At 66.7% G+C, this 12145-nt stretch carries 11 protein-coding genes and 1 pseudogene; 9 read left to right on the plus strand and 3 right to left on the minus strand.

Features of this window, described 5'->3' with window-relative positions; translation table 11 throughout:
• Window positions 1–19 precede the first annotated feature (19 nt).
• Window positions 20–1135: an acyltransferase family protein gene (locus tag EJI00_RS18970; protein ID WP_126749044.1), complete on the plus strand. Its 1116-nt coding sequence runs from the start codon at window positions 20–22 to the stop codon at window positions 1133–1135.
• On the opposite strand, the gene EJI00_RS18975 is transcribed toward EJI00_RS18970, so the two are convergent.
• Complete coding sequence (locus EJI00_RS18975; protein ID WP_126749045.1) at window positions 1127–2095, minus strand: LysR family transcriptional regulator; 969 nt, start codon at window positions 2093–2095, stop codon at window positions 1127–1129. The two genes, EJI00_RS18970 and EJI00_RS18975, sit on opposite strands and share 9 nt — an antisense overlap.
• Window positions 2096–2183: 88 nt before the next feature.
• On the opposite strand from EJI00_RS18975, the gene EJI00_RS18980 reads away from it, so the two are divergent.
• From EJI00_RS18980 to rhmD, 4 genes are read left to right on the plus strand one after another with little or no spacing between them, the layout of a single operon-like run.
• Window positions 2184–3041, plus strand: a complete 858-nt coding sequence (locus EJI00_RS18980) for a fumarylacetoacetate hydrolase family protein (protein WP_126749046.1) — start codon at window positions 2184–2186, stop codon at window positions 3039–3041.
• Window positions 3038–3799 carry an SDR family NAD(P)-dependent oxidoreductase gene (locus EJI00_RS18985; RefSeq protein ID WP_126749047.1) on the plus strand — a complete coding sequence of 254 codons (762 nt, stop codon included), beginning with the start codon at window positions 3038–3040 and terminating at the stop codon, window positions 3797–3799. Before EJI00_RS18980 ends, EJI00_RS18985 begins: the two co-directional genes overlap by 4 nt.
• Before the next feature lie 56 nt (window positions 3800–3855).
• On the plus strand, window positions 3856–5160 hold the full coding sequence (locus EJI00_RS18990) for an MFS transporter (protein WP_126749048.1): 1305 nt from the start codon (window positions 3856–3858) through the stop codon (window positions 5158–5160).
• Window positions 5161–5204: 44 nt separating this feature from the next.
• Window positions 5205–6392, plus strand: coding sequence for an L-rhamnonate dehydratase (gene rhmD / locus EJI00_RS18995; protein WP_126749049.1), 1188 nt, complete (start codon window positions 5205–5207; stop codon window positions 6390–6392).
• Window positions 6393–6398: 6 nt separating this feature from the next.
• On the opposite strand, the gene EJI00_RS19000 is transcribed toward rhmD, so the two are convergent.
• Window positions 6399–6821, minus strand: coding sequence for a cupin domain-containing protein (locus EJI00_RS19000; RefSeq protein ID WP_126749050.1), 423 nt, complete (start codon window positions 6819–6821; stop codon window positions 6399–6401).
• Window positions 6822–6963: 142 nt separating this feature from the next.
• Here EJI00_RS19000 and EJI00_RS19005 point away from each other — a divergent pair, with 142 nt between their 5' ends.
• From EJI00_RS19005 to EJI00_RS19020, 4 genes are read left to right on the plus strand one after another with little or no spacing between them, the layout of a single operon-like run.
• Window positions 6964–7410, plus strand: a complete 447-nt coding sequence (locus EJI00_RS19005; RefSeq protein ID WP_126749051.1) for an ArsR/SmtB family transcription factor — start codon at window positions 6964–6966, stop codon at window positions 7408–7410.
• Window positions 7299–7763, plus strand: a complete 465-nt coding sequence (locus EJI00_RS19010) for an SRPBCC domain-containing protein (RefSeq protein ID WP_126749052.1) — start codon at window positions 7299–7301, stop codon at window positions 7761–7763. Before EJI00_RS19005 ends, EJI00_RS19010 begins: the two co-directional genes overlap by 112 nt.
• Window positions 7760–9382, plus strand: a complete 1623-nt coding sequence (locus tag EJI00_RS19015) for an MFS transporter (RefSeq protein ID WP_126749053.1) — start codon at window positions 7760–7762, stop codon at window positions 9380–9382. The genes EJI00_RS19010 and EJI00_RS19015 overlap by 4 nt, the downstream gene beginning before the upstream one ends.
• A gap of 12 nt (window positions 9383–9394) precedes the next feature.
• Window positions 9395–9580, plus strand: a complete 186-nt coding sequence (locus EJI00_RS19020; protein ID WP_126749054.1) for a hypothetical protein — start codon at window positions 9395–9397, stop codon at window positions 9578–9580.
• A 154-nt stretch (window positions 9581–9734) separates the two neighbouring features.
• On the opposite strand, the pseudogene EJI00_RS25115 reads toward EJI00_RS19020, so the two are convergent.
• A pseudogene (locus tag EJI00_RS25115) lies at window positions 9735–12145 on the minus strand (hypothetical protein); the annotation flags it as partial.

Below are 12145 nucleotides of genomic sequence, written 5' to 3' on the forward strand. Positions count from 1 at the left end.
GCCCCCGCAGCGCGGGCGGATGCCGCTGCTCGACATTGCCAAGGGCATCGCTTGCGCGGTGATCGTCGGGCACCACCTGACGCGCTACGGCGCAATGCCGGCAGGGGCCCTTCCCCTGGCCCCCGCCTTCCTTGGCTGGCTGGCGGACGATGGCCGGCTTGCCGTGCAGGTGTTCCTGGTGATCGCGGGTTTTCTGGCGGCCGCCAGCCTGGCGCCCGACGGCGTGCTGCGCGTCGACCGCCCCATGGCCCGTATCCTGCAGCGCTATGGCCGGCTGGTGATGCCCTACCTGGCCGCGCTCACCGTGTGCGTGCTGGTCGCCGCGCTCGTGCGCCCCTGGATAAGCGGAGACGATGTGCCGGCTTCGCCCAGCATCGGCCAACTGTTCGCCCACGGCTTGCTGATGCAGGATCTGCTGGACTACGACGCGCTCTCCACCGGCGTCTGGTATGTGGCCATCGACTTTCAGCTCTTCGTGCTGGCGCTGACGCTCATGGGAATGCCGGCCATGCTGCGGCGGGGCAGGGCGGCCTCGTTGGCGGCCGCCTCACGCGAACATTGGATTTCTGTGGCGCTCGTGCTCGCCGTCGCCATCGCTTCGCTGGTGGTTTTCAACCGCAACGCCGATCTCGACGACACGGCGTTCTATTTCTTCGGTGCCTACGGCCTTGGCATGCTGGTGTTCTGGATCGGGCGCGCCACGCGCGACAGCACCTGGCAAAGCGCCATCGCGCTGCTGGCGTTGACCGGCGCGGGCGCGCTGGCCATCGATTGGCGCAGCCGCATCGCCATTGCGCTGGTGAGCGCGCTGTTGGTTGCCGTTGCGCAGCGGCAAGACTGGCTTTCGCTCGCAGGCCGGCCGAATGCGGCCATGCCGCTGCAGCGTCTGGGCCGCATCTCGTATTCGCTGTTCCTCATTCACTTTCCGGTGCTGCTGGCCACGAACGCAGCGGTTGCGCAACTGGGGCCGCACGACGCGTGGATCGATGCGCTCGGCATGGCCGTCACCTTCGGTCTTTCAGTGGCCGCCGCGCTGGTGCTGTACCGCTGGGTGGAGGCGCGCCGGGCGTCGTGGCGCTCGGTAGCCGGACTGTTTGCTGCGCTGCTGGTCAGCGGGATGCTGGTCTCACTCTGACCTGAAAGGTCCTGGTGCCTCGGCGAAGCGCCGCAGGTGCGCGATGAAACTCTCCGCCGTCTCCGACAGCGGCTCGCCGATGCGCGTCAGCACGCCGAAGCCTTTCAGATCCTTGCCGATGGCCACGGGCAGTACGCGCAGCAGCTTCGCGCGCACGTGGTCGCGGACGACGGATTCCGGCAGCGCGCCCACCGCGTCGCTGGCCTGCAGCAATTGCAAGGTTGCGAAGACGGACGCGCATTCCACCAGGTTTGCAGGCGTGCTCCGTCCCACCGAGGTGAATTCCTCTTCCATCAATTGCCGGGCGGGGCTGGTCAGCGGCTGAAGAATCCAGGGCCAATCCGTGAGCGCTTCCAGCGTCAGGCCGCGCTGGCGCGCGCATGGGTGTCCGCGCCGCACCACGACCTGCATGGTCTCGTTGGCCAGCGGTGCGAATGCAAAGGTATTGTGCTGCTTGAGCGACGAAAAGCGTCCGACGGCGATTTCGATCTCGTGCCGGTCAAGCAGGGCGCCGACCTGGTCGCTCGTTTCGCCGAGGAGGCGGACGTTGAGGAGAGGGCGCTCGCGCTTGATCTCCGCCATCGCACGCGCAACGAGGTCGGGTGCCGCTCCCATGATTGCGCCGATGACCAGTTGCCCATGGCCGCCGCGCTGCTTGATCTCCAGGCCTTCGAGGAAGCGGGACAGGCCGGCCTGGGATTGGCGCGCATAGGCGACGACTTCCTCTCCGAGGGGCGTGGGACGCAGGCCCCGCGAATGGCGCTCGAACAATGGAAACCGGAATGCCGATTCGATGTCCGCCAGCATCTTGGTGGCCGAGGGCTGGGTCACGCTGACCGCGGAGGCAGCCTGGGCGAGCACAGGTGTGTCCGCCAGCGCGGCCAGAAGTGCCCAGTGCTTCAGTCGCAGGCGATTGATGAGCCGGGGCGCGCCGGTCGGATTGTTGATTCGATATTCCATTTCGGAAATGCTACCGGCAAATTTTCGATTGGATCGTAATGGCGGGCGCTTCTAGAGTCCAGGCCATCAAACATCACGGAGACGAACCATGAGACTGTTGCGATATGGCCCTGCGGGCCAGGAACGGCCGGGCCTGCTTGACGCCGACGGGATCCTGCGGGACCTGTCATCCTTTGTGGCGGACATCACCGGCGAGGTTCTTTCCCCCGCGAGCCTTGCCAGGCTTGCGGCGCTCGACCCGCAAAGCTTTCCGGCCGTGCCGGGCCAGCCGCGGCTGGGTGCGCCGGTCGGGAACATCGGGAAGTTCATCGCGATCGGCCTGAACTACGCGGACCACGCGGCCGAGTCGAACCTGCCGCTGCCGACTGAACCGACGGTGTTCACCAAGGCGATTTCCTGCATCGTCGGCCCCAACGACGACGTCACCATTCCACGCGGTTCGGTCAAGACGGACTGGGAGGTCGAGCTGGGCTTCGTGGTCGGCACCCGCGCAAGCCATGTGCCCAAGGAGCGTGCGCTGGAGCACATCGCGGGCTACGTGCTCATCAACGATGTGTCGGAGCGGGCCTTCCAGATCGAGCGGGGCGGTACATGGGACAAAGGCAAGGGGTGCGACACCTTCGGGCCGATCGGGCCCTGGCTCGTGACGCGCGACGAAGTGGGGGATGCGCAGCAGCTCGGCATGTGGCTCGACGTGAACGGGCAGCGCCGCCAGACCGGCAGCACCGGCACGATGGTGTTCGACTGCGCAACCATCCTGAGCTACCTGAGCGAGTTCATGACGCTGATGCCGGGCGATGTTGTCACCACCGGCACGCCGCCTGGGGTCGGCATGGGCATGAAGCCCGAGCCCGTGTACCTGAAGGCCGGCGACGTGATGACCCTGGGCATCGACAGGCTCGGCACGCAGAAGCAGACCGTGGTCGCATGGAAGGAGGCCGCATGACTGCCGCTCCTTACGCCAACCGCTTTGCCGGCCGCCGCGCCATCGTCACCGGCGGCGCCGCCGGCATCGGCCTGACCTTTGCCAAGCGCTTCGTCGCCGAAGGCGGCTCGGTGAGTCTGTGGGACATGAACCAGGGAGCGCTGGACCAGGCGTGCGCCGCGCTGGGTGCCAAGGCTTCTGGCGTCAAGGTCAACGTGGCCGACTGGGCGGAGGTCGAGGCAGCGGCCGCCACTTCGGCCGCGCAGCTCGGCGGCGGCATCGACGTGCTCGTGGCCTGCGCGGGCATCACCGGCCCCAACGTGCCGCTGGCCGAGTACCCGGTGGACCAGTGGCGGCGGGTGGTCGACGTCAACCTGAACGGGCTCTTCTATTGCAACCGCGCCGTGCTGCCGTACATGCAGGCCGGCAACTACGGCCGCATCGTCAACGTGGCCTCGGTGGCGGGCAAGGAAGGCAATCCCAACGCCTCGGCCTACAGCGCATCGAAGGCGGCGGTGATAGGGCTGACCAAGTCGCTCGGCAAGGAACTCGCCAAGGCCAACATCACGGTCAACGCCGTGACGCCGGCGGCAGTGAAGACCGCGATCTTCGACCAGATGTCGCCGCAGCACATCGAGTTCATGTTGTCGAAGATCCCGATGGGGCGCTTCGGCACGGTCGACGAGATCGCGGCGGTGATCGGCTGGCTCGCGAGCGAGGAGTGCTCGTTCACCACGGGCAGCGTGTTCGACGCCTCTGGAGGCCGCGCCACCTATTGAAGCCGTGCGGCCGGCATGCCGCGAACAGACAAACACAAATAACGGAGACCTCGATCATGAATTCCATCGCCACGAGCACCGCGCTCGACAAGGTGATCGCCAAGGCGATCCGCCGCCTGGTGCCCTTCCTGCTGCTGATGTACGTGCTGGCCTTTCTTGACCGTGCCAACGTCGGCTTCGCCAAGAAAGCCTTCCAGCTCGACACAGGTCTTTCGGACGCGGTGTTCGCCTTCGGTGCCGGTATCTTTTTCATTGGCTATGCGCTGTTCGAAGTGCCGAGCAACCTCATCATGCATCGCGTCGGCGCACGCGCCTGGATGTGCCGGATCATGGTGACCTGGGGCCTCGTGTCGGCCGCGCTCATGTTCGCGCACAACGAGACCAGCTTCTACGTCCTGCGCTTTCTGCTCGGCGTTGCCGAGGCGGGCTTCTTCCCGGGCGTCATCTACTTTCTCACGCGGTGGTTCCCGGCCAGGGCGCGCACACGCGTGATCGGCATGTTCTATTTCGGCGCACCGCTCGCGTTCATCTTCGGCAGCCCGCTCTCCGGCCTGCTGCTCGAACTGAACGGCGTGTGGGGCCTGAAGGGCTGGCAATGGCTGTTCCTGGTCGAAGGCGTGATGGCGTCGCTGGTCGGCGTGTGGGCCTACTGGTACCTGGACAACAAGCCGCTGGACGCGCGCTGGCTGTCCGTCGACGAACGTCAGTTGCTGGAACACGCCATTGCCGCCGAAGAAGAGCACAAGACCGCGCACGGACCCGCCACGGTGCTGAAGGCGCTGACCAATGGCCGCGTGCTGTTTCTTTCGCTGATCTATTTCCTGATCCAGGTCAGCGTTTACGGTGTGGTGTTCTATCTGCCGACTCAGGTGGCGGCGCTACTCGGCAAGAACGTCGGGTTGGTGGTGGGCTTCGTCACCGCCATTCCCTGGGTCTGCGCACTGGTGGCCGCGTACTTCGTGCCGCGCCTGGCCGAGCGCACCGGCAAGCATGCGCTGATCGCCCTGGTGGTGCTGGCGATCTCGGCGGGCGGCATCGCGGTGTCGGTCAATGCCGCCTCGCCGCTCGTCGCATTGGTGGCGCTGTGTTTCGCGGCCGCCGGCTTCATCGCGGTGCAGCCCGTGTTCTGGAGCTTCCCAACGGCATACCTCGGCGGTGCGGCGGCGGCGGGTGGAATCGCGCTGATCAACTCCCTCGGCGCGCTGGGCGGCTTCGTTGCGCCCAACGTCAAGACCTGGGCCGAGCGCGCTTTTGCATCCCCCAGCGCCGGGCTCAACCTGCTGGCTGCGACCACTGTGATTGGCGCCATGCTGTTCCTGGCATTGCGCCAGACGCGCAGTGCCGCAAGGGCCGCCGCGTAGCTCAACCCTTCTTCATCTCTCTTTGCTCAACGAAAGGATTCTCCATGAGCATGCCCACCATCAAGCACGTGCGGGCTTTCACCATCCGGGGCGGCGGCGCCGACTACCACGACCAGCCCGGCGGCCATTGGATCGACGACCACATCTCGACGCCGATGAGCAAGTACCCCGAGTACCGGCAGAGCCGGCAGAGCTTCGGCCTCAATGTGCTCGGCACGCTGGTGGTGGAGATCGAAGCCAGCGATGGAACTGTCGGCTTCTCTGTGACCACCGGCGGCGACCTCGGCTGCTGGATCGTCGAGAAGCACCTGGCCCGCTTCGTCGAGGGCGCCAAGGTGACCGACATCGAGAAGATCTGGGACCAGATGTACAACGCCACGCTGTTCTACGGGCGCAAGGGCATCGTGCTCAACACCATCTCCGGGGTCGACCTGGCGCTGTGGGACCTGCTGGCCAAGGTCCGCAAGGAGCCGGTCCATGCGTTGCTCGGTGGTCCGGTGCGCGACGAACTGACCTTCTATGCAACCGGGGCCCGGCCCGACCTGGCGAAGGACATGGGATTCATCGGCGGCAAAATGCCACTGCACCACGGGCCGGCCGAACGCGAGGAAGGACTGAAGAAGAACCTCGACATGCTGGCCGACATGCGCAGCAAGGTGGGCTCCGACTTCTGGCTCATGATGGACTGCTGGATGAGCCTGGACGTGGAATACGCCACGCGCCTGGCAACGGCCGCGCGCAACGAGTTCGGCCTCAAGTGGATCGAGGAGGCGCTGTCGCCCGACGACTACTGGGGCTACGCCGAGTTGCGCCGCAACGTGCCGCGCGGCTTGCTGGTGAGTACCGGAGAGCACGAAGCCACGCGCTGGGGCTTCCGGCTGCTGCTCGAGATGGAGTGCTGCGACATCATCCAGCCCGACGTCGGCTGGTGCGGCGGCATCACCGAGCTGATCAAGATATCGAACCTGGCCGACGCGCACGGCAAGCTCGTGGTGCCGCACGGCTCGTCGGTCTACAGCTACCACTTCGTCATTACGCGCCACAACAGCCCGTTCGCCGAGTTCCTGATGATGGCACCCAAGGCCGATGAGGTGGTGCCGATGTTCCATCCGCAACTTCTCGACGAGCCGGTGCCGGTCAATGGCCGCATGAAGGCGTCCGCCCTCGATGCGCCGGGCTTCGGCGTTCGGTTGAACCCGGACTGCGCGCTGCATCGCCCCTTTCCGAGGTGAGGACGGTCAGGGCCAAGGCGTAGGCGGCGGAATCTCGCAAACCGGCTCGACGTCGACGCTCTTGAAGTCCGCCGGCGAGACGATCTCCAGGTATTCCATGTCGGGCGAGTAGTCGAACAGAAAGTGCCGGATGCCGGGCCGCTGGTGCACCACGTCTCCGGCTTCGACCAGGGTTTCCTTGTCTTCGTACATGAAGCGGGCCCAGCCCTTGACCATGATCACGATCTGGAAGTCCGCCTCGTGGCGGTGCCAGCCGGTGCCCGCTTCCGGTGCCATGTTGGCCTTGACGAGGTGCGCGATGACCTTGCCGTTGGTGGCCTCCGCAATGCCGAGGTCTCGGTAAAGAAAGAAATCGCGCAGGCCGCCCGAGACAAACTCCGTGTCGCCGGGCTTGACGTGGGAGAACTGGGTAGCGGTTCGGTCCAGCATGGGGCGCTCCTTTTGCAGGTGATGCAGGTGGTGGTTGTGACGCGCTGCCGCACGCATAAAGCGTTCCCAAAGACATCTGCGGCCAAGGGCTGATTCGGCCGGCGGCTTGACGGGCTCGAAACGCGACGGGATACTAAACCATATGGTTCACTCATATCCCGTTTCGCTGGACGCCGTCTTTGCCGCCCTTTCAGACCCGACGCGCCGCGCCGTGCTCGAAACCCTGGGCGAGCGCAGCCTCAGCGTGACCGAGCTTGCAGAGCCGCACGGCATGTCGCTCACCGGCTTCATGAAGCACCTGCGGGTGCTCGAAGACGCCGGCCTTATCTCGCGCACGAAAGAGGGCCGGGTCGTGCAGTGCGAACTCTCGCCGCGGCCCATGCAGGAGGCTGCCGTGTGGCTATCCCGCTACGAGAAATTCTGGACCGGGCGCCTCGATGCACTGGCCCGCTATCTCTATCACCAAGAGGAGACCGAATGGCAAAACCTGCCACCCCCGCACAAGAGCGACCCTCGCTCACCCTCCGCAGGCACTACCCCGTCGCCGCCGAAAAAGTCTGGCGCGCGTGGACCGACCCGCAAGCGCTGAAAGCCTGGTTCGGCCCGGAAGAAATCGTTGCCGTTCCGCTGGCCGAAGTCGACCTGCGCGTAGGCGGCCGCTTTCGCGTGACCATGCTCGCCGCCGATGGCGAGACGCACGACGTGAGCGGTGTGTACCAGGAGCTCGTGCCCAACCGGAAGCTGGTTTTCAGCTGGGCCTGGCGCAGCACGCCGGAGCGCGAATCGCGCGTGACGGTGCGGATAGAGCCCGACGGCAACGGCTGCGAGCTGGTGCTGATGCATGAGCAGTTCTTCGACGAGGTGGCGCGCGACGGGCACGAGCACGGCTGGACCGGCGCCATGGTCAAGCTCGAGCAATGGTTGGCGAAAGCGGCTGAATGACAGGCGGGCGCGAAGAGTCTGCCAGCAAGCCGCCGCCGGCCCGCGCAACGGCGCGCGAGTGGACGGGGCTTGCCGTCATCGCGCTGCCGTGCATGCTGTATTCGATGGATCTCACGGTGCTGAACCTGGCGATTCCCTCAATCAGCGAAGACCTCAAGCCCACCGCATCTCAACTGCTGTGGATCGTCGATATCTACGGCTTCTTCGTGGCCGGGCTGCTGGTCACCATGGGCACGCTGGGCGACCGCATCGGCCGAAGGCGGTTGCTTTTGATCGGCGCGGCGGCGTTCGGCATCGCCTCGGTGCTGGCCGCGTTCTCCACCAGCGCCAACATGCTCATCGCCACGCGGGCGCTGCTTGGCGTGGCGGGTGCAACGCTCGCACCGTCGACGCTCTCGCTGATCCGCAACATGTTTCTCGATCCGGGGCAGCGCACGGTGGCCATCGGCGTCTGGATTTCAAGCTATTCGGCCGGTGCGGTCATCGGCCCGGTGCTGGGCGGCGTGCTGCTGCAGTTCTTTCCGTGGGGCTCGGTGTTCCTGATCGGCGTGCCGGTGATGGTGTTGCTGCTGGTGCTCGGCCCCATCCTGCTGCCCGAATACCGCGACCCGGACGCGGGGCGGCTCGACCTGGCCAGCGTGGCGCTTTCGCTCGGCGCGGTGCTGGCAGCCATCTACGGCATCAAGCAGGTGGCGGAGCACGGGCCGGATGCCGTGTCGGCCCTGGCCATCGTGGCCGGCGTGGCGTTCGGGTGGGCGTTCGCGCGCAGGCAGCGGGGGCTGGCCGATCCGATGATCGACCTGCGCCTGTTCCGGCTGCCGGTCTTCAGCATCTCGCTGGCGGCCTACATGCTGGCGTGCTTCGTGATGTTCGGCATGTTTCTCTACAACGCGCAATACCTGCAACTGGTGCTCGGGCTCTCGCCGCTGCATGCGGGCCTTTGGAGCGTACCGAGCGCGGCTGCGTTCATCGCCGGCTCCATGGTGGTTTCCGCGCTGGTGCGCCGCATGCGGCCTGCGTTTGTGATGGGCGGCGGGTTGGGCGTTGCGGCCCTGGGGTTCGCAATGCTCGTGGTGCTCCCCGCGGAGGGCGGCGTGGCGTGGATGGTGGCCAGCATGGTCATTTCCTCTCTCGGCCTGGCACCTGTGTTCACGCTGGCCACCGACCTGGTGGTGGGCAGCGCGCCGCCCGAGCGCGCAGGCGTGGCCTCGGCCATTTCGGAAACGAGTTCGGAGTTCGGCGGTGCGCTCGGCATCGCGATCCTGGGCAGCATCGGCGCGGCCATCTACCGCAGCGCAATGGCCGATGCCGTTCCGGCCGGCCTGGCGGGTGCTGCCGAAGTAGAGGCGGCGCGCGGCACGCTCGGCGGTGCGGTGGCCCTGGCCGGCCAACTTGGAGGCGCCGCCGGGGCCGAACTGCTCGACACCGGCCGGGCGGCCTTGCTGCACGGCCTGCGGCTCACGGCCGGCACTTGCGCGGCGGTGCTGCTTGCGATGGGCGCGCTGGTGGCCGTGCGGCTGCGCAGTGCCGCAGAGGCCGCGCAGCCCAAGGCGCCGTCAGATTGCATTGCCGGAGCGCTGACGAAGACCCATACTGCAGGCTCCACGACGAGACGATGAACGGAGCCTCCCATGAGCAACGAACTTCGCAAGAAGCTGCATGACCTGGCGGAACTGTCCGAAAACACCTCGGACCCGCAGACCAAGGCCATCATCGAGGCCATACGGCTGCAGACCGCCGTGCTGAACGAGCGGCTCTTTTCTATCGAGTTGCAGTTGGGCACGCTCACCAAGCGCATGGAAAACACGACGGACTGAGTGGCACGACGCCCCCGACGATCCGGGTCCATTGGCCCGAGGCCTCGAACATATATGAAGCGCTTGCCCGCATCCATCCCTGCCATGGCCGTCATGGGACTGTTCAGGTCGAGCACGATCATGGATTGCGCCGCTGCCCGCAGAGCAGAGGCGGTCAGCCCATCACCGGCCCCTGCTGCTGGTTTGCTTGCGCGGCAGCCTGTGCCTGATATTGGGCGCGATCGGCTGCGCGCTGCTGGTCGAACTGCTGTACTTCCTGCATGGTCTGCTGCACGCTGGGCGCGGGCTGCGTGACGTCGACGGTGGTGCCGGGGCTGAACAATGAGCGGGATAAAAAGTGAAGCTTTCCTTCCCTGCCCACGACGTGGGCCAGATCATCGGGCTGCTTGATGCCTGACTTGTAGCAGGCCGCCGTCAGATGCGAAAGCAACTGCGGCGCCGTGCGTTGTGGAAGCCCGTCTTTGAGGGTGTTGTACAGCGCATGCTGGGGATGACCCGGGTCGCTGAAATCGCGCAGCAACGGGCGGCTCGTGTCAGCTGCGGCAGTGTCGGATATCTGCTTGCCGTGCGTGCCAGTCTCCAGATCTTGTCGGGTGTCGCGGCCTTGCACGAGTTGTGTCGTCCCAGGCTGATCGCGCTGATCCCTCTCATCGCGCCGTTCCAGGCCGTCGTGTCCGCGCATGCGTGCCACCTGCTCCCGCATCTGGGCCAATTCGGCCTGTGCCGCAGCCTCCCGAGCTTGCGCCGCAGCCACCTGGGCTTGCGCCGCCGCAATGGCTGCCGCATCGCCTTGAGGGTTCGAGTGCGCCGGGGCAGCCATTGGGGCGTGGGTTGAGACTTGGGTTGTCGGCAAGTGCATCGCCTCGGCGCCAGCGGCGGGCCGCGCAGGGCTGACATGCGCCTGTGCCACGGGCGCCACCGCGTGCTCTCCTCTGCTTGGGGCCGGCGCAGCTTGCCGAGCCTCGGCCTGCTTCTGCGCGGCTGCCTGCTCCTGCACGCGTTCCTGCGTGCGCTCCACCGAAGGCTGCGGCGTCCTTTGAGGACTCGGCTCGTTCCCGAACCGCTCCCTGTCCTGCGCCAGGGCAATCTCCAGGTCGCGCATATGGGCCTGCTCCTGCGCCAGGTGCATCCGGTACAACGGGCTGCCCTTGTCCATCTGGGATGTATCCAGTTTGCCCACGGGCCGCAACGAGCCCGGGGAAATCTGCTCGGGTTCGTCGCGGCGCCGGTGCGCCTCGGCAAAGCTCATGCCCCCTGGCGTGGGCACGATGCGCGATTCATGCGTGGTGATGCGCTCGATCTGCTGAGGTGTCAAGTGGCCGCTCGTGGGCTGCTGCGATGCAGGCGTGTGCCGGGGCGCGGCATGGGGTTCCTCGCGCACATGACCTGAGGTGGCGCTGGTGACGGCGGCTGGCACCGAGCCGTGCTGCTTCCATCCATGCTGAGCGTAGGCCTCCAGATAGCGCTGCGCGATGGCTTGCGGGCTGTGGGCGATGTTGTCCGCAATGACGCGCTGGGCCGCTGCGTCCAGTTGCCGGCTCTGCTCCGGGTTGGCCGTGACCGTGCGCTGAACCGGCATGCCGTGCGTCATGGGGGTGGCCGGCTCGATGATCTGACGCGTCCAGGCATGGCTTTGCGGATCGCGGGTCCACGGCTCGTTGGCGCCGATCCCGGGGCGCACCGCTTCGCCGATGCGCTCGGGCGCCTGCCTGAACGGGTCTTGGGGTGCACGCGGATGGGTCAGCGCCAGTTCGACGGCGGTGCTGCTGGCCTTGTAATTCAGTTCGTCGGCCAAGAGGGCATTTGCGCGCACCGCCCGCACGGGCATGCCGGCCCGCCCGGGGCCTTCGTCAGCGCTCATGCGCATCCAGCCTTGTCCGGGGCGTTCGTCGTAGTACCAGCTGTTGCCGTCGCTGCCGCGCTGGGTGTGGATGTGCTGCTGGTCTGCCGCGTCCAGAAGCTTGTCGCCGCCGAGGACGCCGGCGGCGCCGCCCAGGATGCCGCCGCCTACCGCACCCCAAGGGCCGGCAACCGCGCCACCCAGGGAACTGCCCGCCACTGCCCCCGCCGCGCCGCCACCGGCGCGCCCGGCGAAGTGCAGGATTTCGGATTGGGCGCCGGTGGTGTTGCCCTGGTTGAGGAGGTGGGTGACTTTTTGGCCGGTGGTGAGGATGTCGTAGCCGACTGCGGCGGCGCCGCCAGCGGTGCCCAGAATGACCGCACTGCGCGCTGCGGTCGCACCGGTCAGGCCGGCCGCGGGGCGCAACGGCTGCACGCCGGCATCGAGCGCGATCTGAGCCTGCCAAGTCTGAAGGTGGGCCTGACCAGCGCTCGCTACGGGGTTGGGTGGCCCCATCAAGTCACCCATGCTGCGGGCGACGGCGGTGGAGATCGGGGTCTTGGCTAGAGCGGGCGTGCCGTGAAGATAGGCGCGGCTGTCCAGTCGCAGCGTGCCGACATCGCCTTTGATCGGCATGCCTGAAGCGTTGACCGCCGCGCGCAGGGTGCCGACGTTCTCATGGGACTTTGCAACCATCATCTCGAAAGCAGGCTGCAGACCTTTTT

The sequence above is a fragment of the Variovorax sp. DXTD-1 genome, assembly GCF_003984625.1.
Taxonomy (GTDB): domain Bacteria; phylum Pseudomonadota; class Gammaproteobacteria; order Burkholderiales; family Burkholderiaceae_C; genus Variovorax.